The sequence below is a fragment of the Labrys sp. ALF-8 genome (assembly GCF_059699065.1).
In genome coordinates this window covers 1,377,438-1,396,716 of sequence record NZ_AP048537.1, presented here as the reverse complement: position 1 = coordinate 1,396,716, position 19,279 = coordinate 1,377,438, and the positions used below count along the sequence as shown (strand labels likewise).

Sequence of the window (19,279 nt, the reverse complement as noted above, 5' to 3'; positions counted from 1 at the left end):
GTGCCGCGGGAAAAAGACTCGCCGTCTCGTGTGTTGGGGGGGCCGCCGACTACGGTTCCAGCTCGGTATCCCAGTAGAGATAGTCCAGCCAGCTGTCATGCAGGTAGTTGGGCGGGAAATGCCGGCCGTTCTGGTGCAGGTCGGAGAGGGTGGGAGCGTAGGGCTTCTGGTTGGGATGCATGCCGGCTTCGGCGGGCATGGCGCCACCCTTCTTGAGATTGCAGGGCGAGCAGGCGGCGACGACGTTTTCCCAGGTTGTCTGTCCGCCCCGGGAGCGCGGGATCACGTGGTCGAAGGTCAGGTCGGAGCGCGTTCCGCAATATTGGCAGGTGAAACAATCGCGCAGGAAGACGTTGAAGCGGGTGAAGGCGGGGTTGCGGCTTGGTTTTACATAACTCTTGAGGCAGACCACCGAGGGTAATCGGAACTCGAAAGTGGGACTTCGCACGACCTTGTCATATTCGGAGATGATGTTGACCCGGTCGAGAAACACCGCCTTCACCGCATCCTGCCAGGACCAGAGTGAAAGCGGATAGTAGGATAAGGGCCTGTAATCCGCATTGAGCACGAGGGCGGGGCACGCCTCCGGCGAGACTGGCGGATGAAAGACCGCAGGCGAGACATGCGCCGTCACAACGCACTCCTGACACCATTGCTCAGCCGAAAGCCGATTCGGCCGTTCGTCACGACAATGTAGGATTAACGTGTCGGTCTTGTGAAGGGGAATTCCTGGAGGCGGTCGCCGGCCTTCGGGGGTGAAGTGGTGGGATCGGCATCTCGGAAAGGCGGCCTCGCCGGAAAGGAAGAGGGCGATCGGTGATCCTTCCTCCGTGTCTGGCGCGCTTCTCCCGCTAGGCAGGCGGCCCCTGAGGCGCTACCGCAATTGCCTGGCGAGCCAGCTCAGCGTGGCATCGGGGATGCCGAGTTCCTCCAGGTGGTCGTGCGTCGCAAGCACGTAGTCGGGATTGGCACCCGAAAGGCCCACCGCGCCGCGCACCGTCTCCAGGAGCCGTTCCCTCGGCAGCGTTCCGCAATATTGCAGATGGTGCCGGTCCGCCCGGTAGGCGAGGACGCGCGCAAGGCGGCCATCGTCGAGCCGGGCCTCGTGCAGGATCTCGATATAGACGCTGGTCACCTGTTCGCGCCGGCGCAGATAATCCACCGTCCCGGCCCAGTTCTCCCGCGCGACGCGGAAGGCGACGCCGTGGCAGGAACCGCCGAGATCGAGCCCGAGCACAAGGCCCGGCTTTTCCGGCGTGCCGCGATGCACATGCGACCAGATGCACAGCGCCCGGTGCAGGCCATGGATCTCGGCGTTGCGCCGCTCCTCATAGGCGAAGCCGGGGTTCCACATCAGCGATCCGTAGCCGAATACCCAAGCGGCGTCGGGGAGGGGTGCGTCGTGCTGATTCACTCGGCCGCCAGATGGAATGCGTCGAGATAATGGAAAGGCAGGGAGGCGAGCGCGTCACGCAGCACCACGAGGTCCTGCTTCAGCCGCTCGAAGGCCGGAAGCAGGCTGAAGTCGCGCTCATTCATATAGAGAGACCGGTTGATCTCGACCTGGATGACGTGGAATCCGGCGCCGGGATTGCCGTAATGCTCGGTGATGTAGCCGCCGGCATAGGGTTTGTTGCGCGCCACCGCATAGCCGAGTGAACGCAATGTCTCGTCGGCGCAATCCATGATCAGATGCGAACAGGAGGTGCCGTATCGATCGCCCAGCACGATATCGGCGCGGGGGCGCTCCTCGCGGGCGAGGCCGCAGGAGGGCATGGAGTGGCAATCGACCAGCAGCGCCACGCCGAATTCGCGATGAATGTCGCTGAGCAGGCGGCGCAAGGTGCGATGGTAGGGTTTGTAGAGCTCCTCGATGCGGCTCAGCGCCTCGTCCACCGGCAGGCGCCTCGCATAGATTTCCTGGCTCTCGCTTACCACGCGCGCCAGCGTGCCGAGCCCGCCGGCCACGCGCAGCGAACGGGTGTTGGCGTAGTTGGGAAGGCGCCCCTCGAACATGCGCGGGTCGAGCTCATAGGGTTCGCGGTTGACGTCCAGATAGGCCCGCGGGAAGCGGGCGCTCATCAAGGGCGAGCCGCTGCTGGCGACATCGGCGAGCAGCAGGTCGACGAAAGCGTCTTCCGACCGGCGCAGGGCAACGGCGTCGAGGCGCGAGGCTTCCAGAAAAGTGCGCGGATAGACCCGGCCGGAATGCGGCGAATTGAACAGTAGAGGCGCCGAATAGGCCGCCGGCTCGACCACGTCGAAGGGAGGGTTGAGCTCGATTTCCATACGGTTGACGGGCCTCAGCGACAGTTCCGCACCGGTCCCCTCGAATCGATCGGAGCACGACGGGAACGGGCGGCAGATCCAATGGTTTTGAGAAAATCACGTGTGCGGAAGCATCACAAGCCCCGGACGATCATTTTCTGCTTACCACCGTGGCGAAACAATGGAAGACGGGTTAACTCTATTGCAATGTAAACGAAGCATTTACCCTGACGGCGGTTTATAGACGTGCAATGAGCTCCGGCCGGGCCGGGGATTCGGGACGCAACAGCAATGAACAAGATTCTCCTCGCCGAAGACGACAATGACATGCGCCGCTTCCTTGTGCGCGCGCTGCAGAATGCCGGCCATGAGGTGAGTTCCTACGACAACGGCCTGTCGGCCTATCATCGGCTTCGCGAGGAGCCCTTCGAACTGCTGCTCACCGACATCGTCATGCCCGAGATGGACGGTATCGAGCTTGCCCGCCGCGCCACCGAACTCGACCCCGACATCAAGGTCATGTTCATCACGGGCTTCGCCGCGGTGGCTCTCAATCCCGATTCGGCCGCTCCCAAGGATGCCAAGGTGCTTTCCAAGCCCTTCCATCTCAAGGACCTGGTCAACGAAGTCGACAAGCTTCTGAAGGCAGCCTGAGCTTTCCGGAAAAATAACCGGCCGAACGGCTTGCATGCCCGGATTCAACCTGTTATGAGGCCGGCCTCCGCAAGCGATGGGCGCGTAGCTCAGCGGGAGAGCACTACGTTGACATCGTAGGGGTCACAGGTTCAATCCCTGTCGCGCCCACCATCGCTTAACATGCCTCGGAACGTCCGCAAGACGAGACAAGTCCCTACATTGGAACAAGACTGCCGGAAGGCTTCGAGCCGTGTATGGCCGTCTCTGGATCTTCCATCCCGGACTTTGATCGGGCTTTTTTCCATCCAGTCAAGCAACTGCCCCGTGGCGGGCATCGCGACAAGGGATGAGGCTCCGCCCGCTGCTTAGCGGGGCGGATAAGAACGCCTGCGCCGATGATGCCGGCGAAGCGGCACATCCTGCGAATCCTGCCGCCGGACAGCCTCGTCCGGCGGCCCTTGCTCCCTCAGCCCCGGTGTTACGGTTACATCATCGTGCCTCCGTGCCGCAGATGCGAGACTGCCGGCCGAGTCCAGGTCTCCTGCGCGGAACCTGGGCGAGGGCACGATTAGTCCCGGAGGGCCAGGGAGTGCTTCCCTCTGCACCCGGCAAAACCCGTCCGCCAAGCGTTGGAGGTCATCTTGAAACGCCACAAGCTGTTGTTGGCCGCTGCGACTGTCGCTCTCGGAGCCTTGTCCCAGGCACCAGCCCAAGCCCAGGATACGCAGAAGCCGAATATTCTGGTCATCTTCGGTGATGATGTCGGGCAGTACAATATAAGCGCTTATTCACGCGGGGTGGTGGGTTATCGAACCCCGAATATCGATCGTATCTCCAATGAAGGTATGACATTTACCGATTATTACGCGGAGAACAGCTGTACCGCCGGCCGCTCCACCTTCATCACCGGCCAGGTCTGCCTGCGCACCGGGTTGTGCAAGGTCGGCATTCCCGGTGCTGCGGTAGGCCTGCAGGACCGTGACGTCACCATTGCCCAGGCCCTGAAGCCGCTCGGCTATGCGACAGGTCAGTTCGGCAAGAACCATCTCGGCGATCGCGACGAATACCTGCCGACGCGGCACGGTTTCGACGAGTTCTTCGGCAATCTCTATCATCTCAATGCCGAGGAAGAGCCGGAACGGCCCTACTATCCAAAGAACGACGAGACTTTCGTCAAATCCAACTCGCCTCGCGGGGTCCTTCATTCCTATGCGGACGGACGCATCGAGGATACCGGCCCGCTGACCAGCAAGCGGATGGAGACGATCGACGACGAGACGACCGCCGCTGCGATCGACTTCATGCAACGGCAGGTTAAGGCCAAGAAGCCCTTCTTCACCTGGATGAACACCACCCGCATGCATCTGTTCACGCATGTGCGCGAATCGATGAAAGGCCAGAGCGGCATGCCCGGCAACGACTACGCCGATGGCATGATCGAGCATGACGGCGACGTGGGCAAACTCCTCAAGGCGGTCGACGATCTCGGCGTCGCCAACGACACGATCGTGCTCTACACGACGGACAATGGCCCGAACCAGTTCTCGTGGCCGGATGCTGCGACCACGCCTTTCAGAAGCGAGAAGGATACCAATTGGGAAGGCGCCTTCCGCGTGCCGGCGCTGATCCGCTGGCCCGGCCATATCAAGGCGGGATCGGTGTCCAACGATATCGTTTCGGGTCTCGACTGGTTCCCGACCCTCGTTGCCGCGGCTGGCGATCCCAATGTGAAGGATCAGTTGCTGAAGGGCACGACGCTCGGAACGACGCAAGCCAAGGTCCATCTCGACGGCTACAACCAGCTTCCCTACATTACCGGCCAGCAGCCCAAGTCGGCTCGGAACGAGTTCTTCTATTTCAACGACGATGGCGAACTGGTCGCCTATCGTTACGGTGACTGGAAGATCGTGTTCTGCGAACAGCGCAAGCCGGGTGGTTTCGAGGTTTGGGCCAATCCGTTCATATGCCTGCGGGCGCCGAAGGTCTTCAATCTCAGGATGGACCCGATGGAGCGTGCCGACGTGGTCTCCGACCAATATTACGACTGGCTGGCCAGGAATGCCTATCTCATCCAATACGGCGTGTGGCGAGTCGTTCCCTTCCTGCAGACCTTCAAGGAGTATCCCCCGAGCCAGCGTCCCGCCAGCTTCAGCATCGACCAGGCCGTCAACGCCCTGATGAACTCCCTGGACAAGACGTCCCACGATTGATCGCGTCGCGATCGTTCGGACGATTGCAGGCCCCTCCAAGGTTCGGATGGAGGGGTCTTTTTTGTAACCGGGTTTCAGAGTGGGGACAGGGGAGATGCTGCCGGTTCCGCGGACAACCCTTCGGATAGGCTCTTGGCAGCAGGCAGATAGTAGCCTTCCCAATAGGCAAACGAGCCGCGGTCGAAATCTCCGCTGGGATCCCGCAGATAGCCGCGGGTGGTGAAGAGAGCGGCAAGGCGGGGGGATCCTGCCGGGATGTGAACGCACAGGCAATTCGCCCCGCGCTCGAATGCCAGGGCTTCGGCTTGTCCCAGCAGGAGGCGGCCCAGGCCCCGCCCACGCTGTTCGCGAGCCACTGCCAGATGGCGCAGCCCATAGCCGCCGTGCCGCCAGACCTCGCTTCCGGCCGCGTGGGTCGCGAACAGCGAAACCGTGCCGCAGATCTCACCTTCGGCCTCGGCGATCACTATCACGCCCTTTTCCCTGGTTGTCAGGAGAGCCCGCGAATCCTCGCGATTGGCATCGTTCAGGACGGCCTGGGACGGTGCGCCGCCGGGCATGTCCTTGAAGCAGTCGATGAGGAGCTGCGCCAGCGCCCAGCCATCGGAGAAGTCCGCGCAACGGATCTGGAACGGGGATCGAGCTTGCTCACTCATGGATCTGGAGGTCCTGATGGGAGAATGCGTTCCAAGGGACGCGCGCGGATGTGGAACTTCGTTCATAGCGCTCTTACGGCGTCCCTGTCACTGTAACGGTAACTGTGCAGCCTTGCCCCGCATTCGGTGCAATATGCCCCATTCACGCAGGCTGTCATTGCTTCACCCCTGGGGGTTGTCGTGGAGCATGTTCAAAAACGTGGCTTGGCCCGGCTGATGCTTCGCTGGCCTGAGTACAGGTCCAATCTTCGGCGATGTGTCAAAGAAGATCCCTACCTTCTTGATTTGGTCGGTGCTTACGAAAGCGCTTGCGAGGCCGTCGACTACTGGACCCGTTCGAGCAGCGCCATCGCTGACGAGCGCGTCGAAGAATATCGACAACTGTTGACTGCCACCGAACACGACATCCTTACAAAGATTGTATAGCTTCCCGATAATAAGTAACAGTGGACGCTCATACCGCTTTATGCCAAATTGACATGGCGTATATACGAGCGGTCGGGGGTGCTGGTATGGGCGTCGTCAATTCCGGTTATAGCTCAAATATAAACAGCAACCGTAGCGCGATCGACAGGGCTTTATCTAAGCTTTTATCTGATGGTGGGGCTCGCATATCGGAACGAAACCGCAAATTTCTACACTTTGTTGTTCAGGAAACAATTGCGGGGCGCGGCGACCGGATAAAGGCTTATTCGATCGGTGTCGATGTATTCGGACGCGGCGAGGATTTCGATCCGAATGTGGACCCGATCGTGCGCATCGAAGCAACCCGTCTGCGTTCGGCTCTAGAGGCCTACTACAACGGGCCCGGGGCGAGTGACGACGTCAAGATCATCATGAAGCCGGGTAGCTATATCCCGCTTTTCGAACGTCCCGCGTCCCCGGGTTCGTCGGGTTGTTCGTTGCTGGGTGGACCCGTGTCCTACGCAAGCCAGTGCATCGTGCTGAGTCACGGGACCGATCCACGCAACAAATCCGCCTATAGCTGCGGGATCCTGCTCGTGAATACCCTGGTTCAGAGGCTGATCGCGAAGTCGTACAGGGTATTCTTCGCACCCTCCCCACGCCAGAAACCCCGAGGGAGGAGTTTCGAGGACGTCGTAGGCAGCGATGATCGTGTCTTCGGCCTGGAAGTCAGCGTCCTGCCGATCACAGGCGGCAAGCGTCACGTGTGGTCCCTGTCCGATCTGGAGACCGGGGAACTCTACGGTGTCGACGATCTCGACCAGATCAGCGACGACTTGCCAAGCGCTTCCTCCGTGGCCGAGCTGACCGACAGGATTTTTCGCTCGGTGGTGGAAATGACAGGCGCGATCAGGTCTCAGCTTTTCCACCGGCCCGAGCCCGAACCCCGCGGCACGGGCTCGGTGCACGACAAGCCGGCTATGTCCGGCGTTCGCGGCGAGGCATGAGCCTCAGCCCGGCGTGCTCCGCCTCGAATGAGGATCGTTACCGTTACACGTTTGGAATTGGGATCGGAGAGATTTAGCTCGGTGCCGTCATGCGAGCCCCAAAGGGGCAATGATGGAGGAGGGCGTGCTCAAGGATATTCCGATCGAGGAGATCACCCGCGTCATCAGCGTCTCCGCCGCGCCCGCCTTCCTGCTGGGCGCGATCGTCGGCATGCTGTCGCTGCTGGTCGGCCGCCTGGCGCGCCTTCAGGACCAGGCCGCTGCCGTCTCCGGAGTGCGAAGCCGGGGCGATCACATGCAGCGGATGCACCGCATTCGCATGGCGCTGGTCCTGTGCGTTCTGAGCGGCATAGGGACAGGCCTCATGGTGAATCTCGTCTTCGTCGATACACTGTTCGGCTGGCAGAACAACCGCACTATTGTCCTGATGTTCATCATAGCAATCGTGTTCTTCACTCTCAGCCTGATCTTTTTCCTCCTGGAGATACTCGCCGCGGCGCGTGTCGGGGAACGTTGATCGTTCGGGATCGCCCCCTCACTTGCAACGATGATAAGTGGTCTCGACGTCCGGGAAATCCGGATCCACCCGCGCAATCGTGTCGTCATCCTTGACTTTTACCATGACCGACATGTCGCCGAACATGATCTGCGAGCGGCAATGCAGCAAGATCTTGAATGCATCGCCGACATCCTTGCGCGAGGCGATCGAGCATTGGCTGGTGAGACCGTGGATCTGGCCGCCCTGTACGATGAAGCCGGGCAGGCCGCTGCCCTGCTGCTTGGAGAAGCTCGTCTTGCCGTTGCGCGTGGTGAAGACCTTGGCGCATGCCTCGCCTTCGGCGACCCAGGCGCCGTCGAAGCGATCCCAGGATGCTGCGCCGGCCGCCTGGCAGGAGACCGTCGCCGCAAGGAGGGCACCTGCCAGTCGATAACACCGGGAAATTGAAAGGGACATCGGAGGCCTCGGAATAATCGGGTGACTACTATCAGCCGATAGTGGCCCCGACGCCGGGGGCAAGACACGTCTGTTACTGTTACACCCTCAATGTATGCGCCGCGCCATGCGAGGTTGCGCCAAGACCTGGTTCCGGAGGGGACCCTCCTCATCGAAACGCGGGGAGGCTTGATTGAAACGGATTTCAGCATCGAGACGCCTGTTCCTCTCGATCACAGCCGGCGGCTTGTTTCTTTCTCTCGGCGGCCGCGCCCTGGCGGGGGACGATCCGCTGCCTTCCTGGAACGAGAGCGGGGCGAGAAGGGCCATCCTGGACTTCGTCAGGCGCGTCGCTACGCCGGGCAGCCCGGATTTCGTGCCGCCCGAGGCACGCATTGCCACCTTCGACAACGATGGCACGCTCTGGGCCGAGCAGCCGCTGTATTTCCAGCTCGCCTTCGCGCTCGACGAGGTGAAGCGGCTTGCGCCGCAACACCCGGAATGGAGGAACAGGGAACCCTTCAGATCCATCCTTGCCGGCGATCGGAAAGGCGTCATGGCCTCAGGCGAAAAAGGCCTGGGTCAGATCGTGGCGGCGACACATGCGGGGATGTCCACGGAGGCCTTCGCCGAAACTGTCAAGAACTGGTTCGAGATAGCGCGTCATCCCACGTTGGGGCGTCCCTATGATCAGCTCGTCTACCAGCCGCAACTGGAACTGCTCGCCTTTCTCAGGGCGAACGGCTTCAAGACCTTCATCGTCTCCGGTGGCGGGGTGGAGTTCATGCGCGTCTTCGCCGAACGCAGCTATGGCATTCCCCCCGAGCAGGTCGTCGGAAGCTCGGGCGTGGTGACCTATGCGACCGGCCCCGACGGCAAGCCGGTCCTGCTGAAGCAGGCAAAGGTCGAATTCGTCGATGACGGTCCCGGCAAGCCGGTAGGGATCAACCGCTTCATCGGGAGGCGGCCGATCCTGGCCTTCGGCAATTCCGACGGCGATCTGCAGATGCTGCAATATACCGCCGCTGGCGGCGGCGCGCGGCTGCCACTGCTCCTCCATCACACGGATGCCGGACGGGAATGGGCGTATGACCGCCGTTCGCCGATCGGCAAGCTCGACAAGGCGCTCGACGAGGCCGCCGCGCGCAATTGGCAGGTGGTGGATATGAAGGCGGATTGGAAGGTGGTATTCCCGCCATAGCAACGAGCGAGGTGACGTGGTGATCGAGGAGGCGGAGGCGAGGGCGGTTCCCGAGGGCATGGTCCATGTGCCGGGAGGAACCTTTCGCATGGGCTCGGACCGGCATTATCCGGAGGAGGCTCCCAGCCATCGCGTCAGCGTCGACGGTTTCTGGATCGATGAGACGCCTGTCACAAACCGCCAGTTCGCTGCCTTCGTCGAGGCGACGGGCCACAGGACCTTCGCGGAGATCCCGCCCGATCCCAAGGATTATCCGGGGGCCTTGCCGCATATGCTGAGGGCAGGCTCGCTGGTGTTCACCTCGCCGCGACGGGTGAAGGACCTGCGCGACTGGTCGCAATGGTGGAGCTTCGAGTTCGGGGCCAATTGGCGCCAGCCCTATGGTTCGAAATCCTCGTTGCGAAACCTCGATGACCATCCGGTCGTGCATGTGGCCTATTGCGATGCCCTCGCTTACGCTGAGTGGGCGGGCAAATCGCTGCCCACCGAGGCCGAATGGGAATTCGCGGCACGGGGCGGTCTCGATGACGCTGAATTTGCCTGGGGCGATGAATTCATGCCCGAGGGCCAGTTCATGGCCAACACCTGGCATGGCGACTTTCCGGTCAAGAACAGTCGGGCGGACGGCTGGGCGCGCACTTCGCCTGTGAGATCGTTCCCCGCCAACGGCTTCGGCCTCTACGACATGGTCGGCAATGTCTGGGAGTGGACGAGCGACTTCTGGTCGTCGCGCCACCCGGCCGACGCGCCCAAGGCCTGCTGCGTTCCGGTCAATCCGCGGGGCGGCCCCGAAGCCGCCAGCTATGACGGCGCTCAACCGGCCATCCGCATTCCTCGCCGCGTCCTGAAGGGCGGTTCGCACCTTTGCGCCCCCAATTATTGCCGACGATATCGCCCGGCCGCGCGCCACGCCGAGCCGGTCGATACCTCTACGAGCCATGTGGGATTTCGGTGCGTAGTACGACGAAGTGAGGATGGCTGACTATAAACCCTATAATATTTCGTTCCATTTACGAATTACTGTCTTCTCAGTAACCGTAACATGCTGGCTGCGGTCTTCCATTTGATTTTAAACGGAGCCGAAATTTGTCTTGTCTAATCTAGGAACTGCGCACCGGGAAGGATACTTGCCCGCGTAGGCTGCGCAGGTCGGCTGCACCTTGACTGTCACCACGACCGAGGGAACTGCCATGACAGATGATGCGCACTCTGCACAACGCCAGAATTCGGCGACACTCAATCGACGCTCGCTTCTCGCCGGAACTGCCATGGTGGCGGCATCGGCCCTTGCCTCGATGCCGCTCCAGATCGCCCAGACCAAGTCGGCCAGCGCGCAGGCCGCTGCCTCTGGCAAACCACCCAATATCCTGGTGATCTTCGGAGACGACATCGGTATCTCCCAGATCAGCGCCTACACCATGGGCCTGATGGGCTATCGCACGCCGAATATCGATCGGATAGCGGCTGAGGGGGCGATCTTCACCGATGCGTATGGGCAGCAGAGCTGCACCGCCGGCCGCGCGTCCTTTATCCTCGGCATGGAGCCGTTCCGCACCGGCTTGCTGACCATCGGCATGCCGGGTGATCCTCACGGGATTACCGAGTGGATGCCCACCATCGCGGATGTCATGAAGACCAAGGGATACGCCACAGGTCAGTTCGGGAAGAACCATCTCGGCGACCAGGATCAGCACCTGCCGACCAATCACGGCTTCGACGAGTTCTTCGGCAACCTTTATCATCTCAATGCCGAGGAGGAACCGGAGGGGTACTTCTATCCCAAGGATCCCGACTTCCGGAAGAAATACGGTCCGCGAGGCGTGCTGCACACCCACGCCGACGGGCGCATCGAGGACACGGGCCCACTCAACACCAAGCGGATGGAAACGATAGACGAAGAGTTCCTGGCGGCGGCGAAGGACTTCATCGACCGCCAGCACAAGGCCGACAAGCCGTTCTTCGTCTGGTTCAATTCCACGCGCATGCACATCTTCACCCACCTCAAGGCCGAGAGCGTAGGGAAGACCGGCAAGGGCATCGAAGCAGATGGCATGGCTGAACATGACGGGCATATCGGCCAGTTGCTGAAGCAGCTCGACGACCTCGGCATCGACGACAACACGATCGTGCTCTACACGACGGACAACGGCGCAGAGCTTGCGTTGTGGCCAGACGGAGGCATGACGCCGTTCCATGGCGAGAAGGGCACGACATGGGAAGGCGGCATGCGCATCCCGATGATGGTGCGCTGGCCTGGTGTGGTGAAGCCCGGCACGCAGATAAACGATATCGTCACACTGATGGACTGGATGCCTACCTTCGCCACCGCGGCGGGCATTCCCAACCTTAAGGAAACTATGAAGACAGGCTTTGCCGCGGGGGCCAAGAACTTCAAGGTCCATCTGGACGGCTACGATCTCATGCCATTCCTGAGGGGTGACGAAAAGTCAGGCCCGCGTGATACGATGTATTATTTCGACCAGGGCGGGAACTTGAATGCCTTGCGCTGGAATGACTGGAAGCTGAGCTTCGCCATTGCAAGCGAAGGCAATATCGCAACCGCGACGCGCGAGACACCCGCCTGGGCCCTCATCGCCAATCTGCGCATGGATCCCTACGAGCGCGGCATGAAGGAGGGGGGAGGGGCGACGGAATTCCTGGGCCGCAACATGTGGCTGCTCGTACCGATCCAGGGCAAGATCAAGGAGTTCTTCGCTGATTTCGACCAGTACCCTCATCAGGCTGGCAGTTCCTTGAACGCCAGCGGCATCAACTATCGGATGCTGCGCGAGCAGGAAGCCCTGAAGCGCTTGAACGATCTCGAGCGGCTGACACCGCAGTAGAAAAGCCGGCGTGCGGTCGGAAGCGTGGGGCGATGTGGATTACGCGCCTCGCCTCCGGCTCGCGGCCGCCCAGTAGCATATTGTTACCGTAACAAGGCTGACGGGGCGTCCGGCTGCGCCACAATCCATCTTTTGAACAGGTCGTCGGGTTCAATGGATCAAGGTAATGGGTCGGTGGCCCGCGCGGCAGTCCTGGATCTCCAGGCGCGGGTGAACCGTGATATCATCGGACAGGATCGCGTGGTCGAGCGGCTGATCATCGCACTGCTTGCCAATGGAAATGTCCTTCTGGAAGGTCTGCCCGGGCTCGCCAAGACACGGGCCATCAAGAGCCTTTCCAGGAATCTGGAATCTCAATTCAGCCGTATCCAGTTCACGCCCGACCTGCTGCCCTCCGACGTGACGGGCGGCGAGATCCTTCGCAGCGATGGCCAGTTCGAATTCCGCAAGGGTCCGATCTTCGGCAACCTCGTCCTCGCCGACGAGATCAACCGCGCGCCGGCGAAGGTGCAGTCGGCCCTGCTCGAAGCCATGGAAGAGCGCCATGTGAGCGTTGCCGGCAAGCGCTACGACCTTCCGGGCCTCTTCATGGTGCTTGCCACGCAGAATCCGATCGAGCAGGAGGGAACCTATCCGCTCCCAGAAGCGCAGATGGATCGCTTCCTCATGCATGTGCGCATCGATTATCCAAGCGACAAGGACGAGATCGAGGTCCTGCGCCTGGTGCGGGCGGAGAACGCGGTAAAACCCGATGCGCAAGCGGCCGAAAAGCCGCGGATCGCTCAATCCATCGTAATGGACGTGCGCGCGGAGATAGACACAATCACCAGCAAGGATGTCGTGGAAGCCTATATCGTCGCCCTGATAGCGGCGACACGACGCCCGGCGCAATTCGGCGACAAGCTGAAGGACTGGATCTCCATAGGCGCCAGTCCTCGCGGCTCGCTGGCACTGGACCGCTGCTCTCGCGTCCATGCCTGGCTCCGGGGGCGTAGCTATGTGACGCCGGAAGACGTGCAGTCGGTGGCGCATGACTGCCTGCGTCACCGGATCTCGCTGAGTTACGAGGCCGGAGCGGAAGGCGTGACCGCCGACGATGCGCTCGACGAGGTTATCCGGCAGGTGGCGGTGGCAGTCTGAAGGAGGCTTACATGCTGATGCGGCAGCGGCCGACGACCGTAGCTGCGCGTGCCGGCGGGCGGGCCCGGGCTTTCGTGACCCTGGACGAGTTGCTGCGGCTCAAGCATCGGGCTCACGGCTTCAGCTTCATGCCGCGCCAGCCCGTACACAGCCTGTTGACTGGACGTCATGCATCTCGCCTGCGCGGCCGCGGGCTCAATTTCGAGGAGCTGCGCCATTATTTCGAAGGCGACGACACGCGTACCATCGACTGGCTGGCCACCGCGAGGCTCGGAAATCCGTTCGTGCGTGTCTATTCGGAGGAGCGCGATCGGCCTGTCCTGCTCCTCGTCGACCAGCGCAGCTCCATGTTCTTCGGTAGCCGGCGCATGATGAAATCCGTAGCTGCTGCCGAGGTCGCCGCGCTCGCCGCCTGGCGTGTGACGTCGCTGGGAGACCGCGTTGGGACCATCGTGTTCGGCGACGGCGCGGTGACGCAGATCAAGCCGCTGGGCCGCGATGCAGGCGTGGTGCGGGTCCTTTCCGAGGTCACGCGGCACAACGGCGCCTTGGGGCGGACCGCCCCGCTGCCGGATGCCGCGAGCAGGTTGAACGAAGCGCTCGAACATGCCGTGCGCCTCGCCACGCATGACTGGCTGGTCTGCCTCATCAGCGATGCCGCTGGCGAGGACGATGAGACGGCGCGCCTGATCACCCGCCTGACCGTCCACAACGACGTACTCGCAGCCTACGTCTTCGATCCCCTGGAACTCGACCTGCCGGATCTCGGGCCGGCCGTGTTTTCATCTGGCAGCGCGGAAATCGAGGTCGATCTTTCGGCGCGCTCGTTGCGCCGGCGTTTTTCAGAAGAGAAGGCGGCGTGGCGCTCACGGCTGGCGGCGCTTTCGCACAGACGCGAGATTCCGGTCCTGCCCGTCTCCACCGAACGCGATGTCGTCTCGCAGTTGCGCGAGTTGATCGGCCAGCGCTCCGCCAGGCGCATCGCAGGTCTGGGAGTAGCAGGATGAACGATCCCGGCGATCTCGGCAGATTGCACGACATCGTTGCCCCGACGGGCTTCCTGTTCTGGCCATTGGCACCCGGGGTGTGGGTTCTCATAGCGGCCGCAGCCGCCCTATCGTCGCTGCAGGCTTGGCGCGCCTGGTTGCATTACCGGGCCGATGCCTATCGTCGGGTTGCCCTGCGCGAGCTGGACGCGCTGGTGGTGCCGGGCGGCAGCGGGTCTGATCCGATCCTGGGCATCTCCGCCATCCTGAAACGGGTTGCCCTGGTCAGCTATCCTCGCGAACGCGTGGCGAACCTCAGCGGAAACGCATGGGGAAACTTCATCGTCGACCAGGCTGGGCAGCGGATCGATGTCTCCGGCATTGCCGACCAACTGGCTGGCGCCCTGAAGCCAGGGGAAGGGATCGGCACCGCCGATGCGGCTCAGCTGGTCGCGGAGGCAAAGCACTGGGTGCGCCGGCACCGCGCCGCCGAGGAGGGCTGAGAATGCTCATCTTCGCCCATCCCTGGCTGGCGCTGCTGACACCCCTGCCGCTGGCGGTCTGGCTGCTCGCACCCGCTCGCGCTGATCGCCGCGCCGGTCTGCGCGTGCCGTTCTTCGAGCGCCTTGCGACCATCAGCGGGGTACGGCCCCACCAGGGAGGCGTGGTTGCTCCGCGCGGCTGGCCGCGCCTTGCGGTGCTTCTGGCATGCTGGCTGCTCACCGTTGCGGCCGTGATGCGTCCCCAATGGCTGGAGCCGCCGCTTCACCGGGACCAGCCGGCCCGCGACATGCTCCTCCTGGTCGATCTCTCCGGCTCGATGGATGCCAGGGATTTCGTGGACGCCTCCGGAAAGACGGTCGATCGCCTGAGCGCCGTCAGGGAGGTGCTCGACGATTTCCTGTCCCGGCGCAAGGGAGATCGTGTCGGCATCGTCGTCTTCGGTGACGCACCATTCACGCTGATGCCGTTCACTGCGGATCTCGATCTCGGGCGCACTCTGTTGAAGGACATGGTGGTGGGCATGGCCGGCCCGCGCACCGCTTTCGGAGACGCCATCGGTCTCGGCATCCGCATGTTCGACAAAAGCACCGTGCAGGCCAAGACCATCATCGCGCTGACGGACGGCAACGACACGGCCAGCAAGGTGCCGCCCGCCGAGGCCGCCGGCGTCGCGAAGGACAAGGGCATCGTCATCCACACTGTTGCGATCGGCGACCCCACCGCCGTCGGCGAGGATAAGCTGGACGAGCAGGCGCTGAGAGACGTCGCCCGGATCACGGGCGGTGGCTTCTACCGGGCCCTCGACCGTGCAGGCCTCGCCCAGATCTATGCGCGGCTGGACGCGCTGGAAACGAGGAAGATCGACACGGTGAGCTTTCGGCCCAAGCGCGACATCTATTGGCTTCCACTGGCGGGTGCTCTCGCCCTCTCAATGCTGGCCCAGGCGCTCCACCTGCTCAGGCGGCGCATCGGCCATCGTCCGGCGCGTCTCTCCTCGGCCCTGCCAGCCAAGGCGCCGTGATGCAGGATCTCGCAGCCTTCCACTTCATCCGACCTCTGTGGCTGCTGGCGCTGCTTCCGGCGCTCGGCCTGTTCCTTTTGCAGCACTATCGCTCCGATGCGGCCGAGCGCTGGCGGCGGGTCATCGATCCGGAACTCCTGAAATATCTGCTGGTCAATGGTGAACGGGGCTCGCTCGTGACGCCGAATGGGTTGCTGCTCCTGGCCTGGGGCCTGGCTGCCGTCGCCATTGCCGGGCCCACATGGCGGCTCGAGGCTTCGCCCTTCGCCGACAACAAGCCTCCTGTCATGGTCGTGCTCAAGGTCACGGATTCGATGAGGGCCGGCGACCTTGCTCCGACACGCCTGGATCGGGCCCGCCAAAAGCTGTCGGATCTGCTGGCCGCGCGGGAGGGAGCGGCCACCGGGCTTATCGCCTATGCCGGCTCGGCCCACATGGTCCTCCCGCCGACCAGCGACAAGGATGTGCTGCTGACGATGGCGGGGGCTCTGTCTCCAGGCATCATGCCGCTGGACGGAGACGCGCTCTCCACCGCGATCGCAATGGCTGACGGACTGCTGCCGCAGGATGATCAGGGTGGCACCATCCTGGTGCTCACCGACACCGTTGCAGCAGACCAGATTGCCGAGCTTTCGGCACGCAGGCCCAGACACGACGCCGCCATCCTTGGTCTTCTCGGGCAGGACCAGGACATGAGCAGCCTTCAGGAGGCGGCGCGTGTTCTTGGTGCCGATATCATTCCAACGACGGTGGACCAGTCCGACGTCGAGGCGATCGACAGCGCGATCGACAGGCTGCAGAACACCGCAGCCGTCGCGGGAGAGGGACGATTCTGGCAGGAAGCCGGCTATTGGCTGGTATTCCCGCTCCTCCTGCTCGCGCTCGGCTGGTTCCGGCGCGGGTGGGTGCTGACATGAAGGCGCGGCACCGGCTTCCCTACGTCTTCGTGGCGGGGGCCGCCGTCCTCGGTCTCGCCTTCGCCGCCCACAGGGTAGGTTGGCGCAATGTCCTGCTGACGGCCGATCAGCGCGGCGCGGTGCTCGCGGGGCTCGGGCGGCAGGGCGATGCGGCAGCAGCCTTTCGCGATCCGCTTCGGCGGGGGGCCGCCTATTACCGGGCTGGGGACTTCAAGGCCTCGGCGCAGGCCTTCGCGGCGCTCGATACGGCAGCCGGCAACTACGACCAGGGCACAGCGCTGATCATGCTCGGCAAGTATGACGACGCCATCCATCGCCTCGATCGCGCATTGGATCTGCAGCCCGGTTGGGCGGTCGCCATGGCAAATCGCGAGGTCGCCACCATCCGGGCGGAACGCCTCAAGGCCGAGGGTGGTGATGCTACCGACGAGAAGGCCGACGACATCGTCTTCGACAAGACCAAGAAAGGCGGGTTGGACACCACTGTTGCCGCACAGCAGCCGCTATCCGACGAGGCTGTCCGGGCGCTCTGGCTCAAGCGCGTCCAGACACGGCCGGCGGATTTCCTGCGCCTGCGCTTCGCCTATCAAAGGCAGTTGCAGGCGGCGCCGGAGTACCCGGCGAGTGGGGCGGCGCCATGAGGCAACTGGGCTATCTCGTCATCGCCGCCCTCCTGTGTCCCGCGCTGGCCCACGCGGAGGAGGTTCTCGTCCGTACCAGGCTGGATCCGACGGACAAGGCGGTCATCGGGCAACCGGTCGATCTCGTCGTCGAGGTACTTTTCGCCGGCGAGATGCCCCATCCTCCGAACGTCTCGGTTGCTGATGCGCCCGGAGCGCAGATCCTGCGCTTCGAGACCCAGGCGGTGACCACGCGCGAGCAGTCCGGCGATACGATCTATGTCGGGCAACGCTTCACTTTCGAGGTCTTTCCCCGTCGCGGTGGCGCACTGACGGTGCCCGCCCCGCAGGTGACGCTGCTCGACCGTGGGGGCGATCCGGTGGGCACGGCGCAGGGCACGGCACAGCATCTGCAGGTCGAGGTGCCATCGGGTCTTGATGCGTCCGGCCCCGTGCTGGCCGCGAACGAGGTCACCTTGACCCAGAACTGGACGCCTGCGCCGGGAGCGGGCGGTCTTCGCCCGGGCGCGGCCCTCGTGCGCACGATCCAGCGCAAGGCCGACGGCGCGCCCGCGTTCGGCATGGCCGACTTCAGCTTCACCGCCCCGCCCGGCGTACGCATCTATGTCGATCCGCCCCAGAGCGACGACCATGTCACTCGCGGCAGCGTGAATGGTGCACGCACCGACCGGGTCACCTATGTCTTCGAGAAGCCGGGGAGCTATGACCTGCCATCGCTCGTACAGAGCTGGTGGGACCTGCAGGGCCACAAGGTAGGGCAGCTGACGGCCGGAGGCGTCCATGTGGACGTTTCGGCTCCGCCCCCCGCCGGAGCGAAGCAGCGGCCGGGCATTTGGACGGCTCCGATAATGGCGGCCGCGATCGCCGGCGTTCTCGTGCTGGCTGGCGCACTGGCGTGGTTGGTGCTCGCCCGGAGAGGCCGGAACAAATCCGGGGTCGTCCCGGAAGGGTGGGCACGGCGCGAGGTTTGGCGAGCGGCTTCGGGTGGCGATGCCCGGCAAACCTACGAGGCCCTGCAGGGTTGGCTGCAATGCCTGCCGGCGGAAGTGCGGATGGCAGCACGCCGTGACGCCGCTCTCGGCCCGGCCATCGACCAGCTCGAAGCCTTCCTGTTCGGGGGAGCGTCCGCCTGGGATTCCGCGCAAGGCGGCCGGCTCGCAGGATCCGTGCGGGCTTTCGCGTCCCAGGGGTCGCACGGGGCCGCCTCCCGCGCGATACTGCCGCCCCTCAATGCTGGGCGGGATCCGCTGTGACTGACTGAAAGCTGGGCGCGTCCGGTCGATTCGACGGCCGTTCACGGAAGAGGATGCGCCACAAGCTGCCTTTGCCGAGCAGAGCATTGATTTCCGTTACCCCGACATAGATGAGAAACAGCACGAAGATCCAGATCTGGATCGCTGCGAAGCGCTGCCAGGTAAAATGCTCGGCGAACTCCGCAGGCAAGTCCCTGAAGGTTCCCCCACCCAGGAAATACTCGACGAGCTTCTCGATGATGCGGAACACGAAGACCACGGCACAATAGACCAGGGTCTTGAACAGGATCGGGCGGATGAGCGGTGCCTTGTCGAAGCGCCGGAGCAGCGGCATGGCGTTGGCCACCAGGACGGCCTTGCCGACGACGAGGGCGCTGAAGGTCGCGCCCGCGAAATTCAACAGCTGGCCGTAATAGTCGGCCAGGATCAACTGGGTCGTCAGCAGGATCAGGTTGAAGCCAACGATGAAGAAGAGCGTCGGTGCGACCGCTTCCTTGGCCTCGTTCAGGATGAGGTGGGCAAAGCGCCTTGGCGACATGGTCTTCCCTGTGCTGGCCGCGAAGAGGAGGATAGCGCCGGCTGCCTCCGCATGGGAAGCCGGTATTGCTTGTTCTGTTACCGTTACCTGATCCGGGAAAGCACTTTTATCGTTCTGAG

The 19,279-nt window shown here is 63.1% G+C and carries 20 protein-coding genes and 1 tRNA gene; 15 read left to right on the top strand and 6 right to left on the bottom strand.

Annotated features, from left to right (window positions below; genetic code table 11):
• Positions 1 to 49 precede the first annotated feature (49 nt).
• The 3 genes from AC6H34_RS06370 to AC6H34_RS06360 all read right to left on the bottom strand — a co-directional run bounded on the left by AC6H34_RS06370 (position 50) and on the right by AC6H34_RS06360 (position 2,289).
• On the bottom strand, positions 50 to 634 hold the full coding sequence (locus AC6H34_RS06370) for an HNH endonuclease (protein ID WP_448150812.1): 585 nt from the start codon (positions 632 to 634) through the stop codon (positions 50 to 52).
• Positions 635 to 874: 240 nt separating this feature from the next.
• Positions 875 to 1,414, bottom strand: a complete 540-nt coding sequence (locus AC6H34_RS06365) for a gamma-glutamylcyclotransferase (protein ID WP_448150813.1) — start codon at positions 1,412 to 1,414, stop codon at positions 875 to 877.
• A complete protein-coding gene (locus tag AC6H34_RS06360; protein WP_448150814.1) occupies positions 1,411 to 2,289 on the bottom strand; it encodes an N-formylglutamate amidohydrolase in 879 nt (292 codons plus the stop codon). The genes AC6H34_RS06365 and AC6H34_RS06360 overlap by 4 nt, the downstream gene beginning before the upstream one ends.
• A gap of 270 nt (positions 2,290 to 2,559) precedes the next feature.
• On the opposite strand from AC6H34_RS06360, the gene cpdR reads away from it, so the two are divergent.
• From cpdR to AC6H34_RS06345, 3 genes are all read left to right on the top strand, one after another.
• Positions 2,560 to 2,922 (top strand): cell cycle two-component system response regulator CpdR, encoded by a 363-nt coding sequence (cpdR, locus tag AC6H34_RS06355; RefSeq protein WP_448150815.1) that lies wholly within the window; start codon positions 2,560 to 2,562, stop codon positions 2,920 to 2,922.
• Between the two features lie 78 nt (positions 2,923 to 3,000).
• Positions 3,001 to 3,075: transfer RNA gene (locus AC6H34_RS06350), tRNA-Val, on the top strand.
• A 488-nt stretch (positions 3,076 to 3,563) separates the two neighbouring features.
• Positions 3,564 to 5,114, top strand: a complete 1,551-nt coding sequence (locus AC6H34_RS06345; protein ID WP_497539851.1) for an arylsulfatase — start codon at positions 3,564 to 3,566, stop codon at positions 5,112 to 5,114.
• A gap of 74 nt (positions 5,115 to 5,188) precedes the next feature.
• Here the strand turns inward: AC6H34_RS06345 and AC6H34_RS06340 are convergent, their stop codons facing one another.
• Positions 5,189 to 5,770 (bottom strand): GNAT family N-acetyltransferase, encoded by a 582-nt coding sequence (locus AC6H34_RS06340; RefSeq protein WP_497538247.1) that lies wholly within the window; start codon positions 5,768 to 5,770, stop codon positions 5,189 to 5,191.
• Between the two features lie 512 nt (positions 5,771 to 6,282).
• On the opposite strand from AC6H34_RS06340, the gene AC6H34_RS06335 reads away from it, so the two are divergent.
• Together AC6H34_RS06335 and AC6H34_RS06330 are read left to right on the top strand one after the other, a co-directional pair.
• Positions 6,283 to 7,182, top strand: a complete 900-nt coding sequence (locus AC6H34_RS06335; protein WP_497538246.1) for a hypothetical protein — start codon at positions 6,283 to 6,285, stop codon at positions 7,180 to 7,182.
• Positions 7,183 to 7,306: 124 nt separating this feature from the next.
• Positions 7,307 to 7,699: a DUF2721 domain-containing protein gene (locus tag AC6H34_RS06330; RefSeq protein ID WP_497538245.1), complete on the top strand. Its 393-nt coding sequence runs from the start codon at positions 7,307 to 7,309 to the stop codon at positions 7,697 to 7,699.
• Between the two features lie 18 nt (positions 7,700 to 7,717).
• Here AC6H34_RS06330 and AC6H34_RS06325 read toward each other — a convergent pair whose 3' ends face one another.
• Positions 7,718 to 8,137: a hypothetical protein gene (locus tag AC6H34_RS06325; RefSeq protein ID WP_448150819.1), complete on the bottom strand. Its 420-nt coding sequence runs from the start codon at positions 8,135 to 8,137 to the stop codon at positions 7,718 to 7,720.
• Positions 8,138 to 8,348: 211 nt separating this feature from the next.
• Here AC6H34_RS06325 and AC6H34_RS06320 point away from each other — a divergent pair, with 211 nt between their 5' ends.
• The 10 genes from AC6H34_RS06320 to AC6H34_RS06275 all read left to right on the top strand — a co-directional run bounded on the left by AC6H34_RS06320 (position 8,349) and on the right by AC6H34_RS06275 (position 18,622).
• Positions 8,349 to 9,317, top strand: coding sequence for an HAD family hydrolase (locus AC6H34_RS06320; RefSeq protein ID WP_497539850.1), 969 nt, complete (start codon positions 8,349 to 8,351; stop codon positions 9,315 to 9,317).
• Positions 9,318 to 9,333: 16 nt separating this feature from the next.
• The gene (locus tag AC6H34_RS06315; RefSeq protein WP_497538244.1) at positions 9,334 to 10,299 is read left to right on the top strand and encodes a formylglycine-generating enzyme family protein; all 966 of its coding nucleotides are present in this window, start codon (positions 9,334 to 9,336) and stop codon (positions 10,297 to 10,299) included.
• 208 nt (positions 10,300 to 10,507) lie between these two features.
• On the top strand, positions 10,508 to 12,160 hold the full coding sequence (locus AC6H34_RS06310; protein ID WP_448150820.1) for an arylsulfatase: 1,653 nt from the start codon (positions 10,508 to 10,510) through the stop codon (positions 12,158 to 12,160).
• Positions 12,161 to 12,313: 153 nt separating this feature from the next.
• A complete protein-coding gene (locus tag AC6H34_RS06305) occupies positions 12,314 to 13,300 on the top strand; it encodes an AAA family ATPase (RefSeq protein WP_497538243.1) in 987 nt (328 codons plus the stop codon).
• An 11-nt stretch (positions 13,301 to 13,311) separates the two neighbouring features.
• Entirely contained in the window at positions 13,312 to 14,307 is a 996-nt protein-coding gene (locus tag AC6H34_RS06300) for a DUF58 domain-containing protein (RefSeq protein ID WP_497538242.1), read from the top strand.
• Positions 14,304 to 14,789, top strand: coding sequence for a DUF4381 domain-containing protein (locus tag AC6H34_RS06295; protein WP_497538241.1), 486 nt, complete (start codon positions 14,304 to 14,306; stop codon positions 14,787 to 14,789). Before AC6H34_RS06300 ends, AC6H34_RS06295 begins: the two co-directional genes overlap by 4 nt.
• 2 nt (positions 14,790 to 14,791) lie before the next feature.
• Positions 14,792 to 15,811 carry a VWA domain-containing protein gene (locus AC6H34_RS06290; RefSeq protein WP_497538240.1) on the top strand — a complete coding sequence of 340 codons (1,020 nt, stop codon included), beginning with the start codon at positions 14,792 to 14,794 and terminating at the stop codon, positions 15,809 to 15,811.
• The gene (locus AC6H34_RS06285) at positions 15,811 to 16,728 is read left to right on the top strand and encodes a VWA domain-containing protein (protein ID WP_497538239.1); all 918 of its coding nucleotides are present in this window, start codon (positions 15,811 to 15,813) and stop codon (positions 16,726 to 16,728) included. The genes AC6H34_RS06290 and AC6H34_RS06285 overlap by 1 nt, the downstream gene beginning before the upstream one ends.
• Positions 16,725 to 17,369 (top strand): tetratricopeptide repeat protein, encoded by a 645-nt coding sequence (locus AC6H34_RS06280; RefSeq protein WP_497538238.1) that lies wholly within the window; start codon positions 16,725 to 16,727, stop codon positions 17,367 to 17,369. Before AC6H34_RS06285 ends, AC6H34_RS06280 begins: the two co-directional genes overlap by 4 nt.
• Positions 17,366 to 18,622 (top strand): BatD family protein, encoded by a 1,257-nt coding sequence (locus AC6H34_RS06275; protein ID WP_497538237.1) that lies wholly within the window; start codon positions 17,366 to 17,368, stop codon positions 18,620 to 18,622. Before AC6H34_RS06280 ends, AC6H34_RS06275 begins: the two co-directional genes overlap by 4 nt.
• Here the strand turns inward: AC6H34_RS06275 and AC6H34_RS06270 are convergent.
• Entirely contained in the window at positions 18,597 to 19,160 is a 564-nt protein-coding gene (locus AC6H34_RS06270) for a hypothetical protein (RefSeq protein WP_497538236.1), read from the bottom strand. The two genes, AC6H34_RS06275 and AC6H34_RS06270, sit on opposite strands and share 26 nt — an antisense overlap.
• Positions 19,161 to 19,279 lie beyond the last annotated feature (119 nt).